This window comes from Pseudomonas sp. YH-1 (genome assembly GCF_051990045.1).
GTDB classification, from domain to species: domain Bacteria; phylum Pseudomonadota; class Gammaproteobacteria; order Pseudomonadales; family Pseudomonadaceae; genus Pseudomonas; species Pseudomonas nicosulfuronedens.
On sequence record NZ_CP178184.1, the window covers coordinates 6,300,948 to 6,324,192 of the forward strand.

General features: G+C 62.9%; 34 protein-coding genes. 11 read left to right on the top strand and 23 right to left on the bottom strand.

The window, feature by feature from the left end; all coding sequences use genetic code 11:
- Window positions 1–23: 23 nt before the first annotated feature.
- The 23 genes from ACKI1H_RS29185 to ACKI1H_RS29295 form a co-directional block, all read right to left on the bottom strand.
- A complete protein-coding gene (locus ACKI1H_RS29185; protein ID WP_440467123.1) occupies window positions 24–2,111 on the bottom strand; it encodes a ClpP-like prohead protease/major capsid protein fusion protein in 2,088 nt (695 codons plus the stop codon).
- On the bottom strand, window positions 2,047–3,723 hold the full coding sequence (locus tag ACKI1H_RS29190; RefSeq protein ID WP_440467124.1) for a phage portal protein: 1,677 nt from the start codon (window positions 3,721–3,723) through the stop codon (window positions 2,047–2,049). Before ACKI1H_RS29190 ends, ACKI1H_RS29185 begins: the two co-directional genes overlap by 65 nt.
- A complete protein-coding gene (locus ACKI1H_RS29195; protein WP_440467125.1) occupies window positions 3,723–3,944 on the bottom strand; it encodes a DUF6148 family protein in 222 nt (73 codons plus the stop codon). Before ACKI1H_RS29195 ends, ACKI1H_RS29190 begins: the two co-directional genes overlap by 1 nt.
- Window positions 3,935–5,935 (bottom strand): phage terminase large subunit family protein, encoded by a 2,001-nt coding sequence (locus ACKI1H_RS29200; protein ID WP_440467126.1) that lies wholly within the window; start codon window positions 5,933–5,935, stop codon window positions 3,935–3,937. Before ACKI1H_RS29200 ends, ACKI1H_RS29195 begins: the two co-directional genes overlap by 10 nt.
- Window positions 5,907–6,452, bottom strand: a complete 546-nt coding sequence (locus ACKI1H_RS29205; RefSeq protein WP_440467127.1) for a terminase small subunit — start codon at window positions 6,450–6,452, stop codon at window positions 5,907–5,909. The genes ACKI1H_RS29200 and ACKI1H_RS29205 overlap by 29 nt, the downstream gene beginning before the upstream one ends.
- Window positions 6,453–6,658: 206 nt before the next feature.
- On the bottom strand, window positions 6,659–7,402 hold the full coding sequence (locus tag ACKI1H_RS29210; protein ID WP_440467128.1) for a hypothetical protein: 744 nt from the start codon (window positions 7,400–7,402) through the stop codon (window positions 6,659–6,661).
- A 12-nt stretch (window positions 7,403–7,414) separates the two neighbouring features.
- Window positions 7,415–7,702 (bottom strand): phage holin family protein, encoded by a 288-nt coding sequence (locus ACKI1H_RS29215; protein WP_440467129.1) that lies wholly within the window; start codon window positions 7,700–7,702, stop codon window positions 7,415–7,417.
- Window positions 7,692–8,072 (bottom strand): putative holin, encoded by a 381-nt coding sequence (locus ACKI1H_RS29220; protein WP_430317535.1) that lies wholly within the window; start codon window positions 8,070–8,072, stop codon window positions 7,692–7,694. Before ACKI1H_RS29220 ends, ACKI1H_RS29215 begins: the two co-directional genes overlap by 11 nt.
- Before the next feature lie 343 nt (window positions 8,073–8,415).
- Window positions 8,416–8,808 carry an antiterminator Q family protein gene (locus tag ACKI1H_RS29225; RefSeq protein WP_440467130.1) on the bottom strand — a complete coding sequence of 131 codons (393 nt, stop codon included), beginning with the start codon at window positions 8,806–8,808 and terminating at the stop codon, window positions 8,416–8,418.
- The gene (locus tag ACKI1H_RS29230) at window positions 8,805–9,065 is read right to left on the bottom strand and encodes a hypothetical protein (protein WP_151189194.1); all 261 of its coding nucleotides are present in this window, start codon (window positions 9,063–9,065) and stop codon (window positions 8,805–8,807) included. Before ACKI1H_RS29230 ends, ACKI1H_RS29225 begins: the two co-directional genes overlap by 4 nt.
- A complete protein-coding gene (locus ACKI1H_RS29235; RefSeq protein WP_440467131.1) occupies window positions 9,062–10,357 on the bottom strand; it encodes a tyrosine-type recombinase/integrase in 1,296 nt (431 codons plus the stop codon). Before ACKI1H_RS29235 ends, ACKI1H_RS29230 begins: the two co-directional genes overlap by 4 nt.
- A complete protein-coding gene (locus ACKI1H_RS29240; RefSeq protein WP_440467132.1) occupies window positions 10,354–10,725 on the bottom strand; it encodes a hypothetical protein in 372 nt (123 codons plus the stop codon). The genes ACKI1H_RS29235 and ACKI1H_RS29240 overlap by 4 nt, the downstream gene beginning before the upstream one ends.
- On the bottom strand, window positions 10,722–12,146 hold the full coding sequence (locus ACKI1H_RS29245) for a replicative DNA helicase (protein ID WP_440467133.1): 1,425 nt from the start codon (window positions 12,144–12,146) through the stop codon (window positions 10,722–10,724). Before ACKI1H_RS29245 ends, ACKI1H_RS29240 begins: the two co-directional genes overlap by 4 nt.
- Window positions 12,143–12,970: an ATP-binding protein gene (locus ACKI1H_RS29250; protein ID WP_440467134.1), complete on the bottom strand. Its 828-nt coding sequence runs from the start codon at window positions 12,968–12,970 to the stop codon at window positions 12,143–12,145. Before ACKI1H_RS29250 ends, ACKI1H_RS29245 begins: the two co-directional genes overlap by 4 nt.
- A complete protein-coding gene (locus ACKI1H_RS29255; RefSeq protein WP_440467135.1) occupies window positions 12,957–13,751 on the bottom strand; it encodes a Pyocin large subunit-like protein in 795 nt (264 codons plus the stop codon). The genes ACKI1H_RS29250 and ACKI1H_RS29255 overlap by 14 nt, the downstream gene beginning before the upstream one ends.
- On the bottom strand, window positions 13,751–13,984 hold the full coding sequence (locus tag ACKI1H_RS29260) for a hypothetical protein (RefSeq protein ID WP_440467136.1): 234 nt from the start codon (window positions 13,982–13,984) through the stop codon (window positions 13,751–13,753). The genes ACKI1H_RS29255 and ACKI1H_RS29260 overlap by 1 nt, the downstream gene beginning before the upstream one ends.
- Window positions 13,984–14,292 (bottom strand): hypothetical protein, encoded by a 309-nt coding sequence (locus ACKI1H_RS29265; RefSeq protein WP_440467137.1) that lies wholly within the window; start codon window positions 14,290–14,292, stop codon window positions 13,984–13,986. The genes ACKI1H_RS29260 and ACKI1H_RS29265 overlap by 1 nt, the downstream gene beginning before the upstream one ends.
- Entirely contained in the window at window positions 14,289–15,098 is an 810-nt protein-coding gene (locus tag ACKI1H_RS29270; RefSeq protein WP_440467138.1) for a hypothetical protein, read from the bottom strand. The genes ACKI1H_RS29265 and ACKI1H_RS29270 overlap by 4 nt, the downstream gene beginning before the upstream one ends.
- Complete coding sequence (locus tag ACKI1H_RS29275) at window positions 15,095–15,352, bottom strand: hypothetical protein (protein WP_440467139.1); 258 nt, start codon at window positions 15,350–15,352, stop codon at window positions 15,095–15,097. The genes ACKI1H_RS29270 and ACKI1H_RS29275 overlap by 4 nt, the downstream gene beginning before the upstream one ends.
- Window positions 15,349–15,600: a hypothetical protein gene (locus tag ACKI1H_RS29280; protein ID WP_425327965.1), complete on the bottom strand. Its 252-nt coding sequence runs from the start codon at window positions 15,598–15,600 to the stop codon at window positions 15,349–15,351. The genes ACKI1H_RS29275 and ACKI1H_RS29280 overlap by 4 nt, the downstream gene beginning before the upstream one ends.
- Window positions 15,597–15,896 carry a hypothetical protein gene (locus ACKI1H_RS29285; protein ID WP_440467140.1) on the bottom strand — a complete coding sequence of 100 codons (300 nt, stop codon included), beginning with the start codon at window positions 15,894–15,896 and terminating at the stop codon, window positions 15,597–15,599. The genes ACKI1H_RS29280 and ACKI1H_RS29285 overlap by 4 nt, the downstream gene beginning before the upstream one ends.
- The gene (locus ACKI1H_RS29290; RefSeq protein WP_440467141.1) at window positions 15,893–16,207 is read right to left on the bottom strand and encodes a hypothetical protein; all 315 of its coding nucleotides are present in this window, start codon (window positions 16,205–16,207) and stop codon (window positions 15,893–15,895) included. Before ACKI1H_RS29290 ends, ACKI1H_RS29285 begins: the two co-directional genes overlap by 4 nt.
- Before the next feature lie 413 nt (window positions 16,208–16,620).
- Window positions 16,621–16,962 (bottom strand): Cro/CI family transcriptional regulator, encoded by a 342-nt coding sequence (locus tag ACKI1H_RS29295; RefSeq protein ID WP_440467142.1) that lies wholly within the window; start codon window positions 16,960–16,962, stop codon window positions 16,621–16,623.
- 104 nt (window positions 16,963–17,066) lie between these two features.
- Here ACKI1H_RS29295 and ACKI1H_RS29300 point away from each other — a divergent pair, with 104 nt between their 5' ends.
- The 11 genes from ACKI1H_RS29300 (at window position 17,067) to ACKI1H_RS29350 (ending at window position 23,242) form a co-directional block, all read left to right on the top strand.
- Entirely contained in the window at window positions 17,067–17,834 is a 768-nt protein-coding gene (locus ACKI1H_RS29300; RefSeq protein WP_440467143.1) for a LexA family transcriptional regulator, read from the top strand.
- A 120-nt stretch (window positions 17,835–17,954) separates the two neighbouring features.
- Window positions 17,955–18,341 (top strand): response regulator transcription factor, encoded by a 387-nt coding sequence (locus ACKI1H_RS29305; protein ID WP_325435140.1) that lies wholly within the window; start codon window positions 17,955–17,957, stop codon window positions 18,339–18,341.
- A 112-nt stretch (window positions 18,342–18,453) separates the two neighbouring features.
- Window positions 18,454–19,239: a hypothetical protein gene (locus ACKI1H_RS29310; RefSeq protein WP_440467144.1), complete on the top strand. Its 786-nt coding sequence runs from the start codon at window positions 18,454–18,456 to the stop codon at window positions 19,237–19,239.
- Between the two features lie 52 nt (window positions 19,240–19,291).
- Window positions 19,292–19,489 (top strand): carbon storage regulator CsrA, encoded by a 198-nt coding sequence (gene csrA, locus ACKI1H_RS29315; protein ID WP_440467145.1) that lies wholly within the window; start codon window positions 19,292–19,294, stop codon window positions 19,487–19,489.
- Window position 19,490: 1 nt separating this feature from the next.
- The gene (locus ACKI1H_RS29320; protein ID WP_440467146.1) at window positions 19,491–20,198 is read left to right on the top strand and encodes a hypothetical protein; all 708 of its coding nucleotides are present in this window, start codon (window positions 19,491–19,493) and stop codon (window positions 20,196–20,198) included.
- 2 nt (window positions 20,199–20,200) lie between these two features.
- Window positions 20,201–21,187, top strand: a complete 987-nt coding sequence (locus ACKI1H_RS29325) for a Lar family restriction alleviation protein (protein WP_440467147.1) — start codon at window positions 20,201–20,203, stop codon at window positions 21,185–21,187.
- Window positions 21,184–21,711, top strand: coding sequence for a hypothetical protein (locus ACKI1H_RS29330; RefSeq protein WP_440467148.1), 528 nt, complete (start codon window positions 21,184–21,186; stop codon window positions 21,709–21,711). Before ACKI1H_RS29325 ends, ACKI1H_RS29330 begins: the two co-directional genes overlap by 4 nt.
- Window positions 21,708–21,929, top strand: a complete 222-nt coding sequence (locus tag ACKI1H_RS29335) for a hypothetical protein (RefSeq protein ID WP_440467149.1) — start codon at window positions 21,708–21,710, stop codon at window positions 21,927–21,929. The genes ACKI1H_RS29330 and ACKI1H_RS29335 overlap by 4 nt, the downstream gene beginning before the upstream one ends.
- A complete protein-coding gene (locus tag ACKI1H_RS29340) occupies window positions 21,926–22,132 on the top strand; it encodes a hypothetical protein (RefSeq protein ID WP_440467150.1) in 207 nt (68 codons plus the stop codon). Before ACKI1H_RS29335 ends, ACKI1H_RS29340 begins: the two co-directional genes overlap by 4 nt.
- Window positions 22,129–22,824 (top strand): hypothetical protein, encoded by a 696-nt coding sequence (locus ACKI1H_RS29345; RefSeq protein ID WP_440467151.1) that lies wholly within the window; start codon window positions 22,129–22,131, stop codon window positions 22,822–22,824. Before ACKI1H_RS29340 ends, ACKI1H_RS29345 begins: the two co-directional genes overlap by 4 nt.
- Window positions 22,817–23,242, top strand: a complete 426-nt coding sequence (locus ACKI1H_RS29350; RefSeq protein WP_440467152.1) for a hypothetical protein — start codon at window positions 22,817–22,819, stop codon at window positions 23,240–23,242. The genes ACKI1H_RS29345 and ACKI1H_RS29350 overlap by 8 nt, the downstream gene beginning before the upstream one ends.
- Window positions 23,243–23,245 lie beyond the last annotated feature (3 nt).

Here is a 23,245-nt window from a genome sequence, read left to right on the forward strand (position 1 = left end):
GGGGCTTGAGGTGGCGGTGCCGATTAGGCGGCGCCTTTGGACTTCACCAGACCGCGGAAGTCCAGCGGGGCCACACCGGCGTCGATGCGGACCTTGGTGGCCACGCCGTCGACGGTGAAGCCTTGCTGCTGCTCCATGTACGGCAGCTCGTTGCCATCGAGATAAGCCACCTCGATGGTGTCGGAGCCTTGGCGGGCGGCCAGGTAGAAGGCGGTGGCCGAATCGTCGTCCAGGCGCGGCTCGCCGATCACCTCGGCGAAGCCGCGAATCGGGTTGATGATGCCGCTGTTGACGTCGGCGCCCGGCACCGACTCGGAGTTGATGATCTGGTTGGCCTTGTCTTCCAGGGCCACCGGAGTCAGCACGAAGGCCGGGCGGATATTCAGGGTGCGGCCCTTGGCGTTTCCCTCCACCTGGGTCCGCTGCGTGGCCATCGCAGTCTTGGCCTTGCTCAGCGAATCGATGGACAGCGCCGAATCAGCGCCAGTCAGGTAGTTCTTGTGGTCGGCATGGAACAGGCCCTTGCCATCGCTCAGCGCCGGGTTTTTGGTGAGAACCGCGTAAACCAGATCACCGATGGTGCCCTTGGCCGCCATGCCCATCTTGCGAGGAATGTCGGTGAGCATGTTCATGTCATCGTTGATGACGACCTGGCGGGTGATGCTGAAGATCTCGCCGTAGGTGGCCAGGGCGATCTGCTCGGCGCGCTCACCGATGGTGATGTACTTGTATTCGGCGCCCTCGCGCACCTGGCGCAGAGCCGGGAACTCGCCGAGACCGATGCGGCTGGCGGTTTTGAAATCCGACAGAGAGCCCTTCTTGGTCCATTTGTCGAAGGTTTCGCCAGCCTCTTCCCAGCCCGCCAGCATGGAGCGGTTGGCGACATCCAGCAGGATGATGCCGAAGTCGCTGGTGGTGTGGGTGAAAGCGAGGCCTACCATGCGCATCGGATCGAGGGTCGAGACTCCAATGCCGCGATCAGCGAGCGAAGCGCGGGCCAGCTCGCGCAAGCTCATGAAGTTGTAGCGGTTGTCAGCTTGCCGCTCTTCCAGGCCAGCGCGAGCCAGCACGGAAGCGCGAACCGAGTCGCCCACCAGGTTGCCGTTGCCGGCGTAAATCACCGCGTTTCCGCCAGCGGCAGCTTGGGGGCCGGCGGACGGGGTGGCGCCTTCGGCCAGCTTGGCCAGGAGCTTCGCCTGGGCCTGCTCGACGGTGACAGCACTGTCCAGCAGCAGATCGTTGAGCATCTCACCATGAGTGGCGGCGAAGGGCTGGAAGACCGCGCGGATGCCGTCGCGGCGGACGTTCTCGGCGGCCTGGAGCTGGGCGCGGACTGCGTTCTCGTCCAGAGCAGCAGGGGTTGCGGGAGCCGCCGGCGCGGCCGGAGGAGTCGGAGCAGCCGGCGGGGTGACTTGCGCGCGCGGCTGCATCAGAGCTTTGAGAGCTTGGGGCATGTGGTTGAACTCCTGCATGCGTTTGGAAGTGAGTTGAGCTGCCGCGCTGAGCGGCTCGGTGAGCTGGTCGGCAAAGCCGGCCTCGATGGCCTCGCGGCCGGTCATCCAGGTCTCTTCCTTGAGAAGAGCCTTGATCTCGTCGGCGGACTTCCCGGTCTTGCTGGCGTACGCCGTGACCATGGAGTCCTCGATCTTGTCGAGAATCTCTACGTAGCGACGCATGTCATCTGCGTCGCCGCCGGAGATCCCCCAGGGTTTATGGATCATCATCAGCCCGTTCTCAGGGATGTAGATCGTGTCGCAGGCCATCAGAACGACGGTGGCCATGGAGGCGGCCAATCCATCCACGTAGCCGTCCACGCGGGCCGTGTGATGCTTAAGCAGGTTGTAGATGGCGGTCCCTTCGAAGACATCGCCACCGGGCGAGTGAACTCGCAGATCGATACGCTGCAGATCGCCGAGAGCCTTCAGTTCTTTTGCGAACTGCTGCGCGGTGATGCCCCAGGCGCCGATCTCGTCGTACAGCATGATCTCGGCCACGCCACGCGCGACGGCCTTGATGCGATACCAGCACTCACTCGGTTTGGTTTCCTCAGTCAGCGCGGCGGCCATCGCCATCGGCTGGAGCAGGTTCTTCAGGGTTTGATGGCTGCCCATTGGCGCCTCCTTGGTTGCTTGTTGCGGTGAAGTCGGGGCCAGGCACGGCCAAGTTCGCCCCGTACTGATTCACCAGTTCGCGGGCCTCGTCGGCGGTGAGCATCTTCCCGACGCCCAGATAAGCCTTCTGCACGGCCTCCACCGGATTCATGCCGTCCTTGACCAACGAGTGGTAGGCGTCCGAGCTGAAGACGAGCCCCAGCTCGCGATTGGTCTTGACCTCAGAGGCGCGGGACTTCTTCAGCTCCTGCGGGTTGCGGCCGCGAGCGCGGGCTACCTCGGCCTCGTCTGCGAATCCGGCTTTCACCAGCAATTCCCAGGCATTGGCTTCGTGCACGGGGTTGATCCACGGCATGACAGGACCTTGGTAAACGGCCGCGTAGAGCGTGGACATGTCCACGTTCTTGGGGACCTTGAGGACGCCTGCAGCAATCGCCAGCGGCAACCAGGTGCGATAAACCGGACGGCACCAGTAGTCGATAAACTCGTGCTGCAGCAGGTCGTAGCCTTCCTGCGCCTCGACCAGCTCCTGACGCTGCGCCGAGTAGGTCCCGTCGTAGGATCGCGCGATGGTCGAGTAGGCGCTGCGGCCGGCGGCTGCCACTGCCCGGAGCATGCCGTTGCGGAAGCCCTCGAGGAGAGTGCTCGGGCGATTGCTCTCGAACATCCCGATGTCTTCACCGGGCTGCAGGTCGTCGAAGACCATCCCCGGCGCGATCGGGAAGGTGCCGCGCTTGGCCTCCTCCCCCTTCGCCTCGTAGTCCTGTGGCTCACCCTTTTTGATGTAGAAGGAGATCGCCGCCGAGATGCGCGCGGCGATACGCTCGCTCTCCTCGTAGTCTTTGAGGTCCGCCAGGCGGATCAGCGCGGCGTGCAGCAGCGGTACGCCTCGGTTCTGGCCAATCCGCTTGCGGTGAGCAATGTGGATAACCCGGTCGGCCTCGACCCGCTTCGTCTTCTGCAGGATGCCCAGGCCCAGGTCCCCCGGGTGAGCCGTCAGCAGGTGGTATGCCCGCACCCGGCGCCAGGCATCCCGCTCAATGCCCTGAATGATCCCCTTTGCCAGGTCGTTCTTCTCGAACGGCAGATAGTCCGGCTCCAGCAGCTCCAGGGCGAATGGCACTGAGGTCAGGTGCTTGTAGTTCGCCACCGGCCCCATGATCTTCTGTGCCAGGGTCTCGCCATCGCGCAACCAGGTGCGGCAGACCAGGCGCTCCATCTGTGGCCTGGTGATCTCGCCGGCAGTCTCGGGCTTCAGCGACCATTCAGCCCAGGCGGCCTTGATCTGCGCACAGAATTCCAGATGCACGTCACCAGCCAGATCCAGCACCAGCGGTTCCACTCCGATACCAGCACCGCCGACCACACGCTCCTCCAGGCGGTCGAAGATGCCGGTCACGATGTCGTGGTTTTCATCGAGCCAGCGGCACTGCTCGCGGAGAGATCGGCCGGCAGCCTGCAGCGCCGAGTTTGCGCTGCGCGGTTCCCCCTTGGCCTTGTGCGTCCTGCTCGGCTTGGCGGCCTCGTAGGCCTGGATCAGTGCACGACTCCGCAGGCGGCTGGCCACGAAGCCGGGAGCGAAGGGCTCCAATACACGATCGAACCAGTTCATCAGAACACCGCCAGTTTGTAGGGTCGGGACCTGCCGCGAGCGGCGCTTTCGAGATTCGCCACTTTGCGCTCCCACTCCTGTCGGCCGGCGCGGATCTCATCCAAGTCAGCCATCGTCAGAGTGCGTGCGCCGAAGGTGACAGAGCGTCCATCGAGCACCGCCAGCTCCGCCTCCACGTACCGCTCCAAAATGGTCTTGGCCTGGGAAAGTTCTATAGCCATGGGCTGCTACCTGTAGTGCTCAGGAATGCGTCATTCACTTCCTGGGCTGATTGCTTTTTAGGGCGCTCGCGCTTGACCACGACAGCCTCAACCGGCTTCGCGGCTGACAGCCGAGCAGCTTCTAGCGCATCGAGGTCAAAGCCGAAGCGGGTCTGACTGATGCGCAGGGCGGCAAGGGCGTACACAAGGCAGTCCAGTGCCTCGTTGCGCCGTTTTTCGTTGTCCCAGACCAGTACTGGCTTGCCCTTGTGGATCTTCCGTTTCTTGCGCTCAGAGGTGAGCTGCCGAAGCTCGTCCTCGTCGCACCAGTCAACCAGGGGCAGGTGAATGCAGCCTGGCGTTGAAACCCAGGGCTGCGGCACCACGATGCCCAGGCGGCCGTAGATCACTTCCTTGGCGTTATCGGTACCCACCTCGGTCTTGTAGATCTTGTTTTTCCGGCGCCGCGGGAAGTTGGCGATGGGCTTGCCGTAGGTGCTGGCACCGAAGATCGGGATCACCCACCGAGCGCCGTGCTTGATGCTCTCCTCGGCTACAGCGTCGGAATGGTGACCGCCGGCATCCCAGCACCAGCGTTCAACACGCATGGGCGTTCCGTCCGGACGCTTGAACTGCCGATTGATCTCGACGCCAACCTGGCGCCGCAGCTCTGCGCTATCCGGGTTGCCGGTGAGGATGACGCGGCGAATCAGCCACATCTCCTCGCCAGCGCCAACGGCCCACACCCGTAGTTCGTAACGGTCATCCTGGGTGTCGATACCACCGAAGAGCCCAAGCGCCTGCTCCGGCACATAGTCGGTGCAGGGGTAGATTTCACGACGGCCGTAGAGCGTTTCCCACTCCAGGCGTTCGGACTGATCCTCAACCCACACCTCGCCAAGGATGGTGTTAGTGAAGGTCTTCAGCTTCTCGCGATCACCGTTGACCTTCAGCCACTCGTCCACCAACTCAAGCCAGCCGGTCCAGGTGCTGTAAACAGCCCAGCAGAAGAAGGCCAGAGAGCGCGGTGTCTTTATCGGCTTGTCGTCGGGCCCGAACCACGCCATGGCATCCCGCGTCCAAACCCCAGACACTTCGCAAATCCATCGGCCGCGCTCCGACGCAAGCACCATCTCATGATGCTCAAACGTGGCGTTGCACTTGTCGTTCTCGCAGGCGTACCACGCCGAGGTGGCCTCGTTGAGCTCATTCGATATCCACTTCAGGCCGTGGGAGCAGTCTTTTCCGCCCCACTTCAAAGTCTGCTCGTGATGACAGTGGGGACACGGAATGTGATAGCGAAGCTTGCGAGGCGACTCGTCGGCTGCCTTCGTGACCTGGCACTCTCCTTCAGTTCCTGGAGTAGAGCCTCGGATTGACTTCGGAGAAACCGCGCCGCGCAGGCGCTGGTCACCGAGGAAAGTTGGTGATCCCTCGCCCTCAATATCAGCGTTGAACTTCGACAGTTCGTCGTAGATGACCTCGTCAGCTGACTTCTCGCGGTAGTTGCGAGATGCGGTGCCGCCGAGCGTCCAGAGCGTCCTCCGGTTGGAAAACACTTTGGCTTCCAAGGTGTTCCGGCCATCTTTGCGGCCGTACCACGGCGCCAAAGCCAGCATCGACGGCACGTCACGAATCAGTCCGTTGACATGGCTTTTGCTGATCGCCTCAGCGTCTGGATCGGTCGGGCTCCACATCAGCACATTGCGGCGCTTGTGCTGAATCTTGTAGCCGATGTTTGCCATCAGCATTTTCGTGTAGCCGATTCGCGCCGATTTCACGAAGTTCACGACCCGAATCAGGTCGTTGCCCATGGCGTTCAGGATGGCGATCTGAAAAGGAGCAGTCTTCCACTTGCCCTCGTTGTAGGAGGACTCCGCCGACATGTAGAAACCGTCGTCGGGATCTTCAGCCCACTCAACCGCCGTCATCGGCGGCGACTTGTAAAGCCCCTGCAAACCCAGATCGACCGCTTTCCGCAGGTCATTCATCCAGGGTGGCTGAGTACTCATCAAGGATTTCCGGTAGGTCTTCGGCGAACTCCACGGCCAGGTTTCTGGCCAGCGCTATCTCGCGTTCGAAGGCCTCCAACACCAAAGGCGGTGTGTCAGGAATGCGGCTGCGCACTGTTTTGCATACCGTCTCCAGTTTCGACCCGATCTTGGCCGCGATCTTGGCAAGGGCGAAGGTGGCAAACGGAGTTGGCACGAGGGTCTTCGCTGCTACCTGGTTCTTCAGCTCCTGGGCGTCTGCTTGCGCCGTAGTAAGTCGAAGGCGCTCTTGCGTCAGCTTGTGCTCGGCCAGCGGGTCGATGCCCTCAGGAAGATCATCGTCTGGTTGGTGTTTCCGCTCCGCACACTGGAGGCGGTTTTCTAGCACGGAACGGACATCGTAGAAGGCCTCTCGACCAATCCTTGCTACCGGCTCAACGCCCCATTTATCAAAGGCTTGCGTGCTTATTGCGAGGCTCGCCGCCATTCGACTCTTGTTGAGCCAATGAGGCTGCCGGGTGATGTCTGATTTGCTCATAACAACACAACAACCAACCCCTGAATTTTGGTCATACATAGTTGGCGCGCGGGGCTCGAATTACCCTCGGGCCACACCCCTCCCGGGAGGACCCAAAATCCCCCCACGGGCCTGCAGCTATCGCGATTTTTTCGGGCACAAGTTTCAGCTGTCGGGGGTTTGGCGTGCCACAACTCCAAGCTAGTGGGGAAGTGACGTGCCACATCTCACCGGCGGCGACGGGTGCGGCGAGCCTCTGCGACTGCCTTCACGGCCTCGTCGCGCAGCCTCGCCTCAGCTTCTCGCTGCGCGATCTGATGGAAGTCGAACGTCTTGCGATAGGTAGGCTTCGACACGAACGCCAGGATCATGGCCAGTCCGTCCTTGCCCTTGGCAGTGCGCTCGGCAATGCCTATTGGCTGGCGATCAGGGCCATGCATCACGAAGTAGCGACGGTAGTTGCCCTTCTTCACGCTGCGCGCGCTGTCGGTAGCGTTGGCGTCATACCCCTGCTGGGTGTACCCGCCGATACCTGAGACCGCCTTGGTGACCTGGCCTCGGTTCATGTTGCCGTACTTATCCAGCTTCGCTCCTGCACCAGGCACAACGTACTTACCCTCAGGCAAGATGCCGCGCTCTCGCAGCTGCCGCTCTACCCGCTTCGTCCGGCGGTCACCGCCGTAGATCTCAGGAGTAAGCCAGCGCGTGGCGGGCTCGGCCTTCACCGATTCGTCCTTCATCCACACCCGAGCCACCAGCTTCTCCTTGGTGGCAGGGAACACGCGAAGACTGTTCAGGGTGTAGGGCGTCGGGCGGTCGAACACGGTGCGCATCGAGGTGACCAGCACCTTATCGACAGCCTGAGCTGTGCGAGTCAGCGCGAGAGCTGCTGCGAAGGGGATCTGGTCCTTCTCGAGGCTGGCCAGCTCTTCCTCGAAGTCATGTAGCGTGCCAGGGCTGATCTCGATCATGAGGAAGCTTTCTCAGCTCAAACGCCAGATTCTGGCCACGTTCCCATTCGCGCGAAGGGTCAGCACCAGGATGACCAGCAGCACCATCAGCAGCCAGGGCGAGACGGCAGGGACTGGCCGGGCCAGCAGCGCACCGAACATGATCTGCACTGCCTGGGCACCCGAGCCAGCAGCGAGCACGTATGCGCACAGGGAAACACCCAGGCGATACGTTGCCTCACCGCGGCGATAGGTGACGATGCGGACGCAGATAGCCCCGCACACGACGGCGGCGAGCAGGGTTACCGGATCAACTGCCATCTTTCCGACCTCCAGTAAGGCGCTCGAAGACAGCGCGCAACCAGGTTGGCGCCTTGCCTCCGATCATCCACTCAAGAACGCCGATCAGTGCCGTGACGATGCTTGCCCCCGCCACCAGGGCAGGAAGGCCCGAGTAGGCTGTCCAGGCACGCCCAACGGCCTCAGCCGCGACGTAGTAGCCACCAATCCAGGACACCAGCAGATAGCCGATCCGGGCCCAGGCAGTTAGGTCGCGGGCGTACACCACGAAGAAGATGGCGCCGGCGAAGGCGCCGATCACTGCATTCAGGTCAACGCCTGGGAACAGCGTGGCAGCTCCAAGCCCGACGACGGCGGTACCGACGGCTGCCCCACTACTCGGCTCGGCCATGGCGTTCTCCCTATATGGCCAGCGAGGCGGGCCCGAAACGAAAAGGCCCCGCACCGAGCGAGGCCATGTATTGGTGCGCGTCTTTCCGCGCTGTCCGATCAGGCCAGCCCCCGAGTACCGAAGGAATAGTAGGCCGCCTGATCTGCCGGTGTTTTCCCGTATCACCGCACCGCCGGCAGACGGTGTTCGGCTCCCCCTTGCGGGCCGTGCCGACCACGGGTCCCAATCACTGGGCAATAAAAAACCCGGCTCAGTGGCCGGGTTTTTCAAGGCGTCTCGCTGCGTTCACAGCAGTTCACGCTGGCATGAAAACACCCCTCATTCCGCGTGTAAAAGATTTTCTTTAAGCAGGTGCACGCAACTGCTCCAGGGCACAGTCAATCCATCCGACGGCCAGCTTCAGTTCCTCTCGCACCTTCGCCTCGCCGAGGCCGTACTGTCGCGCGATCCGCAAGGCTGGCCACTTGGCGCCATAGTAGAACCACACGAAGTCTCCAGCGCGCGGCGCACGGCGAATGAGTCGAGCAAGAACGCCATCTACAGCCAGCGCATCGTCATCGGTTATCCGGTAGGCCTTGGGGTTGGACATAGGCATGGCCTGGCTCATGAGAGCAGCAGCCGGCGAGACGTACCCAGGGACGCCCATCCCATCCATCCGCCAGAAGCCCCACTGCTCCAGCTTGTACTCGGTATCGCCCAGGGGCTTGTCGGTGTAAGTGCGTGGTCTGGTCATCATTCCCCCTTCGAATTGTTCAGGCCGAACAGGTCGCGCAGCAGGGTCTCTGCGGCGGCGCCTTCGGCGTTGCCCTCCAACAGCCAGCGACGCCCGAAGGCGTGCAGGCTGAGCGTGGCCGGCGATCCGTGCCAAGCCACGATGAGGCGAATCAGGTTGGCCAGGGCGCTCGGGGCGCAGGCCTTCATCTTGCTGAACTCACTGGCGGCCACCTTCAGGAACTCCCGCTCCAGCGCCGTCATGGTCTTTGAATTGGTCATTGGTTCCTCCATTGCGTTGGAGCGCCGGATGCGGCGGGAGCCGCTGATTCAGTGGGCGGGCACGAGCCCGAGGGGTTTTGCGATCCTCCCCCAGTCCACCCGTGCAACTCGTCGAAACCCTGCTGATCGAGCCAGTCGTGCCACTGCTCCAGGGCCTTGCGTTTCTGCACCGCCGCCGTGGTGTGGATGTAGGTCACGTCGAGGTCGCGCAGGGCGTGGTTGAGCAGCAACTGGCCAATCAGGTAGTCGATCCCGAGATCGGTCCAGCAGGTGCTCGCCAGCTTGCGCAAGTCGTGGCTGGTCCAGCGGCCTTGGCCCAGGCTGGCGAAGATGTCGGTGGCCTGGCTGTCGCTGATGGGGCGCTTGCCCTTGCCCGGGAACAGGTACGCGCCCGAGTAGCCGCGCCGCTGTTGCCAGTCGCGGTACCGGCACAGCAGCGCGCACACCTGCGGGGTCAGCGGTAGCCGATGCTCCTCGCGGGTCTTGGTGGTCGCCGCCGGCAGGTACCACTCCGGTGCGTCGCCGCCCAGCGTGATGTCCGCCCAGCGCGCGACGCGGGTCTCACCCACCCGGCAGCCATGGCAGAGCATCATCAGGGCCAGCATCCCCTCCGGAGGCGCCTCGGCATACCGCTCGTGCAGGTCCACCAGCAAGTCAGTGATCTGCGCCGGCCGCAGGCGAGCCTCCTTGGGCCGAATGCGGGCCTTCACGAAGTCGGTGAACTTCAGGCCGGCCACCGGGTTGCTCGCGATCTGTTCCAGCTCCAGCGCGCGGCGGAACGCCACCGCCAGCACGCCGAACACCTGGCGCACGAACGACGGTGCGTACTCGGCCTGCAGGGGCCACATCAGCAGCCGGTCCAGGCTGGAGCGGTTCACCTCGGCCAGCGGCAGGTCACGCAGCGCGGGCAGCAGGTGCAGCTTCAGGATCGAGCGGGCCGAGGCCTTGCGCTTGGTCGACAGGTTGCGATCGCGGTCCATGCGCTCGGCGTACCAGATCAGCAGTTCGCCGACGGTCTTCCAGCCGCTGGCAGTGGATCGGGCGCTGGGGTCCTCGGCGCGGCGCTGCAGAATCGCCGGTAGGGCCTCCAGCATCGCGCTGGCGGTGAGATCGGGATAACTTGCGGCCTTGCCCCACACCTTGCGCACCACGACGTGCCAGGAGCCGCGCGAGCGGTCTTGGTGGAAGCGGAAGCGCAGTGCCGGATAGCGAGCGTCGCGCAGGGTCTTCGCAACACCTTGGGCCTGCCGGCGGATCTCTGCGTCACTGAAACGGACGTAGAGGGTCGTCATGGGCCACCTCCGGCCAGCGCGCGGGTCTTGTCGACGCAGGCCTGGAACACTTCAGGGGTGACGTGCTCGCGCAGGAAGGCGATGAGCAAGGCGTCACGCTGCTGGACCAGGGACTGCTTCTCGGCGCGGCGCAGCTTGGCCATGTGATCCTGCAGGCGCTGGCGGTCCCGGTTCATCCAACGCAACGCGGTAGATGCGCGATGGAACCAACCCGCGTCGGCGTATCGGCCGTCGGTCTTCACGCCGGCGCGCGCGGCGTCTACCTGAGAGCGAATCGCGGTGCAGTCAGCGCTCAGGCGCTCCATGACCAACTCGCATTCCGCCAGGGTCTCCGGCATCACCAGGGGCTTACCCTTCTCGTTGATCATGCTGCTTTCCCCTTGCCGTACTGACGGCCCTTGTACGGCCGAGCCATCTCGACCTCTTCGTCGCTGGGCATGTAACCGCCGGCCAGCTCGACGAACCGATGGAAATGGCCCTGGTGCTGGACGTGGGCAATACCGGTGGGGCCGTGGCGGTTTTTGTCGACGATCAGCTCGGTGACGCCGGCCTGCCCCGCCGGGCTGTCGTTGTCGCGGTGCACCAGCACCACCACATCGGCATCGGCCTCGATCTGGCCTGAGTCGCGCAGGTCGCTCTTCGTGGGGCGCTTGTTCGCCCGCGCCTTCGGGCCGCGGTTGAGCTGGGCCAGCACCACCACCGGCACGCCAAGCTCCTTAGCCAGGCGCTTCATGCCCTTGCTGATCTCGGTCACCACGTCGTAGCGGCTGGCGTTCTTCTGCTCGCCCTTGATCAGCCCGATGTAGTCCACCGCCACCATGCCCAGCCCATGCTCGCGCTTCACGGTGCGGCAGATCTGGCGGATTTCCCGCATGGTCAGGGATGCGTCGTCGCACAGGATCAGCGGGGCATCGTTGAGTTTCGCGACCGCGCCGGTCAGCCCAGGCCAGTCAGAATCCCGCATGGAGTGGCCTTCGCTGATGTGCTTGAGCGGCACGCTACCGACCGAGGCCAGCGCGCGGTTGGTCAACTCCACATCGGTCATCTCCAGGCTGAAGACCAGCGCGACGTCACCGCTGTGCAGTGCCACCCGCTCGGTCAGGCCGAGGCCCAAGGTGGTCTTGCCACTGCCGGGCTCACCGGCCACCACAACCATGTGGCCAGGGCAGATTCCGGGAATGAACGCGTCCAGCGAAGGCAGCCCAGTGTCATAGCCCAGGCTCACCTGCCGGTTGAAACGCCTGTCGATGCCATCCACGGCCTCGGGCAGCACGTCGCGGATGAAGCGGTACTTCTGTCGGCTGTCGGTCCCTTCAGCCTCCAGTGCCAGCCAAGCCTGCTGGCCTTGGCTCAAAACCTCGTCCAGGGGTTCACCATCCATGAGGCGCTGGCTCATGACCTGCGCCGCGGCGATCACACGGCGCGCTACCGAGCGCTGCTTGATGGCTTTGGCGTAAGCGCCGGCGTTGGCCGTGCTCGGGGTGTTCTCCACCAGCTTCGCCGCCGTCTGAAGGACGTTCTGCCCATCAGCCAGGTGCGAGCGGGTCTCGTACAGCGTCACGATATCGATCGGGCGGCTTTGGCTACGCATGGCCACCAGCAGCTCGAACAGTTCCGCGCAGGCCGGGTGGTGGAAATCCGAGACCACCAACTGCCCACTGAGGTCGTCGATCAAATCGGGCTGCTTGATCATCGAGCCAATGACGGCGTACTCGGACTCGTGGCTGTACAACCTGGATTCGTCCGCGAAGCCTTCGACCATGTGCTCATCGGGGTAGTGCTCCATCATGCTGCACCTCCGACACGGGCAGATCGCCAGGTGAACGGGGCCAACAATCCACCGTTTTCGCGCAGGCGGTCGGCAGCGCGCGGCCCGATAAACTCCGGCAGGCGCTCGCGTGTCTGGTTGCTCACCAGCACGGTGGGCAGAACCAGTTGATACCGGCGGTCGATCACCTCATGCAGCAGCCCAGGCGCGAAGTCCCTCCCCTGTCGTGGCGTGTGCATCCCCACTTCGTCGATCACCAGCAAGTCGACCGCGGCCAACTCCTGGAGCAGTTGGGATTTGGTATGGCTGGCGTTCTGGCGGAAGCTATCGGTTACGCCCTGGATGATGGCTTCGGCGGTGACGATCAAGCCCGAGGCCTGCTCCTCGCGAACGATGTGCTGCAGGATCGCGCAGGCCAGGTGAGTCTTGCCGTTGCCGATCTCCCCCAGCAGCATCAGCGCGCGGCCCTGGCGATAGTTCTCCGCGAACTTCTCGGCGTAACCGCGGCAGATGCTCAACGCGCGAGTCTTGCCGGCATCGCCGCCGTCGGTGAGGAAGTTATCGAAGGTGCAGCTGCGGAACCGCGGGGTGATGCCGGTGGCGATCAGGTCCTCGCTCAGCTCGTGCTCAGCGGCCGCCTTCTCGGCAGCTTGCCGGTGCTCGTCTTCCTTGGGCTTGTTGTACAGCAGCTCCCACTGACAGGCCGGGCACTCGGTGCGGTACCAGCCGCCGCCGAACAGCTCGACCAGCTGCTCGTCGTAGTTTTTGTGACCACGGCCAGCGCGGCAGCAAACCTCTCGCTGCTCAGCGATTCGCGGAGCGGGACGGAATTTAGAAACGGTCATCGGGGTACATCTCCTGCGAATGGGTCGGAACGGAGAGAACGGCGCTCGACTGGGCACCTGGCTGCGCTTCTGGCTGCTGCCCCTGGTAGGGCTTCCAGTGCTCACCCTTGCCGAGGAAGGTGGACGGGAGCTTCACGTACTCGGTGCCGACCTTGCCCTTGGCCATCTGGTCGGCGCGGTAGTTGGTCGCTGCGCGGATAAGGTCTTGCGGGTCTACGCCATCCTTCAGCCGAGCCCCCCAGGCCTTCCAGGCGTCCGGCTTGGATGAGGCACGGTCGCGCTTCGGGTATTCACGCCAGAACGCCTCGAAGTCGTCTGAGTACTTGCTGCCCTTCCCTCCCTGATCACCCCCTGCAGGGGGTAGGGGGTTTATCTCTTTCTCCTCTTCTCTTCTCTTCTCTTCTCTGGTCCGCATTTCGTCCGCATCGGAAGCGGACACTTTGCGGACGCCCCTTTTCCGGCTGGAATCGAGCGCTCGACGCTTGGAAGACGCGCCGTTGTGGGCTTCGAAGCGAGGAAGGGAAATGTCATCGCCATCGCATTCGAGCCAACCGACCGCGACCATTGCCTCGGAAAACCCCTTCCAAGCGGCAAGGTCATCGAGCGATTCCAGGGTGTAGCCGGACAGCGTTCCGTCCGTTGAGTGGGAATCGAAAAGACTCCAAACGGACAACAGTCCGCCGACGATCCGGAATCTGTCCGCCTTCAAAGCGGACGACATGCGGACAACCTTCGGACTCGTCAGCAAGTCCGTCCGCATCTTGATCCAGTCACCAGCCATCAGATGTTCAGCTCCTCAGTTACCCGCTTCACGAAGTCGTCGTAGCTCTCGGCCATGACGAAGCCCTGATCTTCGAGCGCGGCGCGGCATGCCTTCGCGTGGCCGTACAGCACCCAGCGCTCGCGCTCGGGCAGGTCGCGGAATTGGCGATAGGAAGGCCATGGGCCGGCGATCACCGGCTGGCCGTTCGGGCCGGTGGTGATCCGGCCGGGGTTCGGTTGGTGGGCGCTCATCACATACGCTCCAGGCGCCCGACGAGCGTCCGCAGCTTGCGCTTGAGGCGGGTGGTCAAGTCGCGCTGATCTACCCAGCGCCGGTAGGCCGCATTGGTGAAGTTCAGGACACCCTCGAAGGCCTCGTCTTCAGGGTCTATGCGCTTCGTGGAGTCCGGATAGGGATGGCCGTGAGCCCTGAAATAGGTCAGGTACATCGCGTTGAGTTCCCGCCGCAGGGAATTCCGGCGCGTCTCGGCCTTCTGGTAGGCCACCGCCGCCTCGGCGATCAGGTGCATGTGCTGCTGCTCGTCGAATACCTTGCTCATTGCTTCACCTTCTGGACCAGGCGGAACCGGCCCTCAACATACGGATGGGTGGCCTGGGTCTCGCTGACCATCTGGCACTCGGAAACGAAGCGACGGAACACGGCGGTGATGTCGCTGGATGCCCACACGGCGTACTGGCTTCCCTGGGCCTCTTCGTGGGCATTGCGGACCATTCCCCATGGCTTGGGGCTGATCGGCATCTGGCGCACCACCGTATTCACCACCGAGGCCGATAGGCCGTAGCGCTCGTGGATCACCTCGCGGATGCGAGTGATGGGCATGCAGTTCTGCGGGCAGTGGCTCCAGACGCGCGACTCGGCCAGGTCCTCCACGTGCTGCTCGATCCGCTCAATGGCAACCTGGTGCTGAGCCTGCTGCTGTTCGGTCTGGCGCTGACGGCGCTCCAGGTCGACGGTGAGCTGCACGCTGGCCAGCAACTGCTCGGCGGCGGTCAGCGGCTTGGCCACCCGCTCCTCGAGCGCGGTCATGTGGTCGAAGACAGCGGCCTGCAGGTCGTAGCTGTAGGACATGGCCATCAGGCAGGACTCGCGCTTCGGGAAGCGGTAGCCGCGGCGGGGCCTGTTGTAGCTGTCTGGGAGATCGGCTAAGAACTCAGCCGATCTTTCGCCAAGCACTTCCGGCACCTTCGCCAGGAAGTTCTTATGCATCAGCTCGGGGAATTCCTCCGAAGGGAACAACTTGCCAGCGAACTCGGCCTGCTGCTTACGGTGGGCGTTGATGAAGTCGACCAGTTCCAGACTGGTCATGGTGGCGGCCGATCCGCCGGTGATGGTCAGGCCGGTCATTGCAGCGACTCCTCAGCAACCTTCAGGCGGTTCTCCAGCGACTCCCGCTCGCAGTCGAGCAGGTTGTGCCAGTCGTCGGTGTTGTAGATGGCGAGGCCGAGCAGCTTCGCCAGGTGCTGGAAGTCCTTCTCGCCCTGCAGACGCTCGCGAACGATATGCAGCGTCGAGCGCAGCCAATCGATCTGTTCCATGGCACAGTGGATCTGGTCGATTCCCTTCTGGGCGATCTGTTGCATCTCGGTCTTCTGATTCATTTGGGCAACCCCGCGAGGTCGGCCAGACGGCAGAAGTCGTCGAAGTTGGCGCGCGACAGGTGGATCACCGCATCCATCAGGGCGCCGGCGCGGTAATCGTTGAGGTAGGGGCCTGGCGTACCATCGCGCATCGCGTCATTGTCGAGGACGATCTCAGCCAGGACGGTGGTGGTATGCATCCGTGCCTCGAGTCGGTCTGCCAGCTCTTTGAGCTGCTTCTGCTCGTAGGTCAGTTCCTGACTTTTCATGGCTTCACCCCCTTGCACAGCTGGGAGTTGGCCGCGTCGAGCAGCGCCTTCGCGCCTTCGAGCAGGAAGCTCAGGCAATAGGCCGATTGCTCTGCGTCATCCTGGTGGCCGTCGGTGATCAGGCGAGCGAGATGGATGCTTCCGGCGAGCAAGTTGCTGCTGCCGTCCAGGCAGTTCTCAACAGTCATGCCCGGCGCGGTCGAGAACTTAGAGCAGCTGGCAATCAGCGGACTGAAGGTTTCGAGGCTGGTGCCTTCCACCTCGACATCGAGGGCGCGGCTTGGCTTGGTGCTCATGCCTCACCTCCTGCGCGCTCCAGGCCCCGTACGCAGGCCACGTTGATGCTGTTGGCGACTTCAAGGACCATCTGGATGGCCAGGATCTCCAGCCCCTGCAGTTCTCCTTCGGTGTCATCGTTGATCTGCCGAAGGAGGCAGGTGACACCATCGAGCAGTTGGCTCGAAAGGCGCAGCGCCTCAGCGACCGGCTGCCCTTCCTTCACAGCGAGCAACGCGTTTCCGGTATCTCGGCTCATCTGGAAGGACAGGCCAGTGGTTACAGCTTGTTGCGCTGGAGTCAGCGCTGGGTTATTTTTGGGTTGTGACATTTCCTCGCCCTCCTTACAGGCGAAAGCAGTCCACGCAACCGTTCCAGCGGTTGCGAATGAAGAGCCCGGTTCCAGCCGGGCTTTTTGCTGTCTGGCGAACGGGCAAAACCCATCCTCCACACAATTGGGGAAGTGCAACCCCCTGCAATCAGGGCGGCTGAGAGAGAGGAGCGCGTGCGCGCGTAGCAGACTTTTTCAAAGTGCAAGCCCCCGGTTTTGCTGGGTTAGGTCGATGCAGGCAGCCTGCACCCTTTTAGAAATATCCCAAGCTGCGACACGAACGAAGGCCCTCAAAGGGGCCAACCGATGAACACCCCGTCCAGGGCGCCGCGCCGGGGCATCCAGTAGAAAAGTGTTTTGGGAGTGACCCTTTTCGCAAAGGGCTTTTGGTTTCGCATGCGAAAGTTGGGCGATCATGCCGGCGCGCCTGTACTGGATGTCTGCACAGCATCGTTGTCGGACTGTGCTGGGAGGCCAGGTAGCTCTACGATTTCGCCATGTTCGCCGGAACTGTTGCTGGCGAAATGGCTTGGCATGAATGCCATTGGATCGGGAGCGAGGCACGACCGGCCGCCACCAGATGGAAAACGTTTGAGCTCTGCAGCCTCGAACCCGCCGCCTTGCGATTGGATGATCAGAATGATCCGCTGCGCTTTGAGAGCTTTGCTGATAGCCGCTTGGCTCAGGCCCAGCGCTTTTGCGGCGCCCTCCTGCCCATAGCGATCAACGAAAGCGCTGAGTGTTTGTCCGGTCATAGGTTCGCGCCTTTTGGTTTACCGCCAGCATAACCAGCGGTACTAGCAAATGACAAGACCGCTAGTTCTTTGAACGCATAACCGTAGGTTGTTAGGATTCGGACATGAAAAAACGACCGCTCAATGAAACTGAACTGTCTGAATGCGCAGCCTTGAAGAAGATCTTCCTGGAGAAGCGCGAGCAGCTTGGGCTTACGCAAGCGTCTGTCGCCGAAAAAATGGGCGTGAGTCAGACGGCGGTTTCGATGTACATGAATGGACGCAATGCCCTCAACGCATCTGCTGCCTCCCAGTTCGCTCAGATCTTGGAAGTCCCGGTAGCAAACTTCAGCCCGAGAATCGCCAGCATGATCAAGCTTCTAGCTGCTGGTGTGGGAGCTGCTGCAGCTTTCCGAAAGCAGGCTGAAGCGATTGAGTGGGAACTAGAGGCACACGGCAACATCGCGCCGATGTTGCAGCCGAGCAAGGACGCCAAGGAGTATCCGGTGATTAGTTGGGTAATCGCGGGGGAACGAGCTGAGTCGCCGGACAATTATTCGCCAGGCGATGCGGAAGAATGGCTGCCATCAACCGAAAACGCTGGGCCTTATGGCTATTGGCTGCGCGTAAGGGGAAAATCGATGACATCCGAAACCCCGCCCAGCTTTCCAGAGGGGACGCCTATTCTGGTTCGCCCAGAAGGATTCGAGTTGGTCAGCGGAAAGTTCTACATCGCGAAGCACCGCGACGGGGAGACTACGTTCAAGCAGTACATCTACGATGCTGGAACTGAGTATCTGGCTCCGCTGAATCGTTCGTTCAAGACATTTGAGCTTGACGATGACTGGACGATCATTGGTCGCGTCATTGACGCCAAGATCGTCGGTCTATAACCGCAGCACCGCATAAGGGCCCTGATGGGTCCTTTTTTTGGCCCAATCTAAAACCGCCGGTATTGACACTGCAAAATAACCGCTAGTAAAGTCGTCTCATCCAACGGGATTGAGGTCGACATGGAAACCATCACCACCAGCAAATGGAAAGGCACTCTCGGCATGGGCCTCGCGCCCCGCGAGCTGGAGGCGACCTTGCTCGCCGCCGACGAGATGAGCGCGAAGGAGATCGCGCGGGTGATGGGCATCTCCCCGGGCACCGTGCAGAAGCGCCTCGATGACGCGCGCTTCAAGCTCGGCGCCAAGACCGTTCGCGGCCTGGTGCTGGAAGCCTTCCGCCGCCAGATCATCGCCCCGGCCTGCGTGATGGTCCTTGCCGGCATGGCAGCAATCCACCCGATCCTCGATGACGACCCGATGCGCCGCGACCGCCGGCCGCCGGAGCGTAAGAGCGAGCTGCGCCAGACCTCCCGCCGCAGTGAGGAAGCAGGACTCATAGCCGCGTGATCAGCGGCGTGCGCTCCTGATCGAGCGCAGTCCGGTGACCACCTACCACAGATTTTCGGAAAGCCAAGTAGCCCGGCAGGCCCCCGGCTTGCCTCAAGAAAGAGGAAACGACGTGATCAACCAGACCCTGAGCCAGCTGCTCACCGAGCGCGTAACGGCGTTCGCTGAAAGCCCCAAGCCCGCCGAACTGATCGATGCCGGCATCGAGAAGATGTTCCAGTCCGTGGTCGACGACCTGTTCCGCTCGTATGGCGACTTTACCAAGGTAGTGAAGGAAGCCATGGCCGCTGCCATGCCCGCCAACGTCGGCGATGTCTTCGAGCTGACGAAGTACAACGCCATGGTCGCCTCGCTCCTACGGCAGCGCTGGGAACAGGCCGCCGTTGAATCCCTGGTGCTCAAGACCGCCGACAAGGCCATCAGCGAAGTGCTCACCGGCGACGGCCTGATCACCGGAGAAGTTTCCCTGCGCTCGCTTCTGCAGGCGTTCGTCGACGACAACAAGGACGACGCTCGGGAGCATGGCTGGAGCCATCCGGAAATCCGCTTTGAGGAAGAGCAGCGCTACGGCAACACGTACCTGGCCGTGTACTTCGACCCGGAACCGGAAGACAGCTACCGCAGTGGTGGCTACGCACGCGAGAAACGCGGCGACTACGGCCTGAAGCATCGCATCCACGTCCGCCTTACGGGCGATGAGCGCGCGCCGGCAAACAACTGGGAATCGGCAGTTCGGCCGGGCGAGGTCTACAGCGCCTCGCTTGATGACAAGAAGATCTCGCTGGAACTGAACGTGCGCAGCCCCTGGGAGCGCCAACTCGTCGCCCTCTACTTCGGCAACGCCATGCTGCTGGTCGACTGCGACCAGGACGACTTCAGCTACGGCCTCGACGACTGACTGCCAAACGACACCGGGCCGGATCAGCCGGCCCAGCCAAGGAGAAGGAACCATGCTCATCCTCAGCCGCCGCCCAGGCGAAACCATCCGCATCGGCGACGAAATCGAAGTCACCGTGCTCGGCATTCAGGGCAATCAGATCCGCATCGGCGTGAAGGCGCCGCGCAGCCTCGACGTGCATCGCCAGGAAGTCTATGAGCGCATCCACGGCGTCGAAGCAGACCGCATGCCCAAGGCAGTGGGAGAGTGAAATGGCCACTCAATCCCACGGCCAGTACCTGGCCCACGTCAATCCGAAGTTCTTCGCCGCCGTGCAACTCTTCGCTGCGGTGCGCGACGTCCGCTACTACCTGCAGGGCGTGTTCATCGATCAGCACCATGAGCAGGGCGTGGTTCTGGTAGCCACCAACGGGCACCACATGGCGGTCATGCACGACCCGGAAGGCTGGTGCGAGCGCCCGGTGATCGTCGGCGGCATTCCGAAATCGCTGATCGCCTGCTGCAAGAAAACAGGGCTGGAGCCTCCAAAGCACCTTTGGATCGGGCAAGACAGCGCTGTAGTGTCCAGCCTCGAGGCATCCGAGCCGCCTGACTCTCCCTTCTGTGCCGATGCACTGCATGCCTGCCGCATCTCTCTGATCGACGCCAAGTACCCCGACTGGCGAAAGGTCATGCCCAGGCAGGCGAAGCCTGTGGACGTGATGCCGGCGATGAATGCCGAGTATGTGGCAACCGTCACGGCCGCGGCGAAACTGCTGCACCCCAGCTATCCAGCGACGCGTGTCTTCTCGACCGGGACCGACTGCTCACTGGTGTTCCGCATCTGTGGTCATGAGGTCGCCGACAAGTTCGTGGCAATCATCATGCCCGTGCGCGACATCGAAACGCCCGAGATGCTGCCGAAGGCATTCCAACTCCCCGCCGCTGACCTTCCCGGCGCTGAAGAAGCGAGGGCCTGATCATGGACCGAATTCTGATTGTTCTCCGTGCAGGCCTGGGCCTGAACTTCGAAGCAATGCGCCCTGCCCTGCAGGTCGGTGCTCCGATCGCCATCGGTCGTGGCGGCGCCGTCATCGCCGACGTCCTCGACGACTTCCCCGCAGCGCACTCCCTCCGCCTGAAGGAGGTCCGCACCCAGCTCGGCAACGAAGGCCATGGCCACGTTGTCCCGCGCCTGGACGGGACCGTCATGCGTTGTGGTGGCCCCAGCATCTGCAAGACCTGCCAGAAGGAACGGCTGCTGCTGGACATCTGGCAGCAAGCTGCCGAGCACTCAGCGACCTACAACACCAGTGCCGACAACCGCCTTATGGACCCCGAGCTGAGTTCCACTTGCTGCGGCATCTGTAGCCAGCAGGATCACGTCGACGAGAACTGCCCCTGGCAGGGCGCTCGCGCCGGGCTGGCATTGGTGCAAAAGATCGATAGGCACCTGGTCGAGCACGCCCATGAGCTCAACGCCGCACCCAGCGAAGCACTTAAGCCCAGCATCTTCGACATCATCACCGGCACCGCTGGGCAGGCAGCCCGCGTGCCCCAAGTGCTCCCGTCGACCGAGGAACATCACGCCCAGATCGAGCGAGTCGCCGCCGACCTCCGCGAGCATGGCCCTGACCGGGAGGAGCTCAAGCCCTGCGCATTCTGTGGCGGTCCGCCGGTTCCGTTCGTGCAGCTGGCTTCCCAGGGCTTCGGCTCAGCTCCTCGCATGGAAAGCTACGGTGAAGACGGCCTGTCGATCGAAGCCTTTGTCTACTGCCACGAATGCGGCGCGAATGGCCCGACGTTCGAAGACGACATCTTCGATGCATCCGACTACGACCAGGCCATGGCCGAGGGTGTTCGCCTCTGGCAGGACCGCGACGGGCGTCATGCCGATCTGTACGAAGCCAATGCCAACCTGAACCTGTTCCCACGCTGGGACAGCATGGAAGAAGGCGGTGGCGCATGAGCATCACTATCAAGGGACATGTGCTCAACCAGCGCCAACTCGACGCCATCACTCCGGTGATGAATGACCTACTCCAGGGCCGGGTAAGCCAGCACCGCCTAGAAGATGCCTGTGTCCAAGCGCTGGAGCAAGCCGGCTGCCCGCTAGGGTACGACGTTTCCATGCCTGGGGCCGGGTCGACCATCGAGCAACGCGCCACCAAGTGGCTGCGTGACGGCCAGGTCGGCGCCTCGTCGCGTTCAATCCATGACCACATGCTGGGCCTTGCTCCGAAGCGAGGCTACTTCGACCACCCTCACGATCCTGACGACCTGAATCGGTGCCTGCTGCTGCTCGACCTGATCCCGGAGTGGGCGCCGCGCATGGGTGAGATGGCGCAGCACTGCCCTCAATGGGCTGGCCTGGCCGCCGAATGGAAATCCATCAGCGAGATGTTCCTGAGAGAGGCTGGCCTGGATTGGCAGCACCACTGTAAGGCACCTCGAACCTATGCGCTCATGCGGCGCGCCCTGGGGGAATCATGAGCAATCGCTTTCATTGGTTCTGGCACGCCTTGCTGAGCGTCGCGGCAACCGCCTTCTTCGCCATCGCGATGGGCGCATTCGAGCAGCGCGACGAAGCCCGACGCCTGGCCAAGCCTGTCATCGACATGAACGGCACCACCATCGTGGTCAGTTGCCCCAAGCCCATCACACCAACCGCCGACCGCCCAGCGCTGCGGCACGAGAGGTTCGTCCTATGACCCTGACCGCACACGTGCCGGTGACGTCCGGCTCGCAGACCTTCGAACTGGTCAGCAGCAATCCCTTCGCCGCCCTGGGTGATCGCCTGGTGCAGTTCGGACTCGCCCTGCAGAGCGGGGAAAGCACCGTCGAGCAGCTCGTGCCGCTTGCCAAGGCATGCGGCCTAGAGCTGCGCATCAAGGTAGTGGAGGGCGAGAAGTGATCCGCTCCCCCAATCGCCTGCACAAGGCGATCGACATTGCCAGCGATGAAGCCAGGCCGCTGGCCGTTCGCCTGATCGCCTACCGGATGGCAATCCGCTGCATCTGGGGCATTCGCTGCCTTGGGCTGGTCACCTACCGGCAGAAGCTCGCCGAGCTGAAGCGCGCCGGGCCATTCACTAACTCGGCGCAGAGAGCCGTCAGAGACCAGGATCGTCAGCAAGCCCAGGCTACGTGGAGTGCAATGGTGGAGACAGGCGGCTGGCTGGCCAGAGCATCAGCGTCGATCGATGAACTGATCCCCTTTGATCAGCTGTGCGACATTCTTGCCGTCAATCCAGTTCATCGCGCCGAAGCCCGCGAGGTTGCGGAGCAGTTCCGTCACACGATCGATGGCCTGCTCTGGAGCGGTGGAGTATTCGAGGACAGTGCGCACCACCGCAGCGGCCGGCGCACACGCTGGGATGCCGGCCCCTTCTCCGTGGCGATGAACTTCGCCATGAACGACTTCATGCTGAACAACCCGGACGCCGTACCTGACCCGTTCGCACCGGACGGCCCCTTCTATGGGGCGCCGCGTCGGTACCAAGCAGATGACGGGACTACCTTCATTCAGCGGCCGGGGCTCACGGTTCATCGCGCGGACGGGTCCACCAGGGTGATCGAGCGTAAGCCGGAGGTGAGCCGTGGGTAAGCCTCTCGGAACACTCGCACGGCAGGCCCTTGACCGCGCTCGGCGAATCGCGCCAGAGCCTGCGCGCAGGAAGGCACTCGCCAAACCCGCATCGATAGAGGCGCCGCCGGCGCAGAAGCGTGAGGAGGTTGAGGAAATCTGCCGCTGGTTCCGGGTGCCGCTGGCGGGGCAGCGAGTCGACCAGGTGCTGTTCAGGCAGGGCCGCATCGATACGGCCGAACTTCTGAGCACGATGCTCGGGATGATCGAGTACCAGGGCGCCGCGGCTGAGGTGATAGCGCGACTGAGGAAGGGGGCCGAGGCCAAGCCGGCAAGCTACGCCGCTGGCGTCGAGTCCCTGCTTGAGGAGGTGGCGGCGCTGGTGGCGCGCCACGAAATGAACAACCCGCGAAACGTGGCGCGGGAAAGCTGGAGGTAAGAG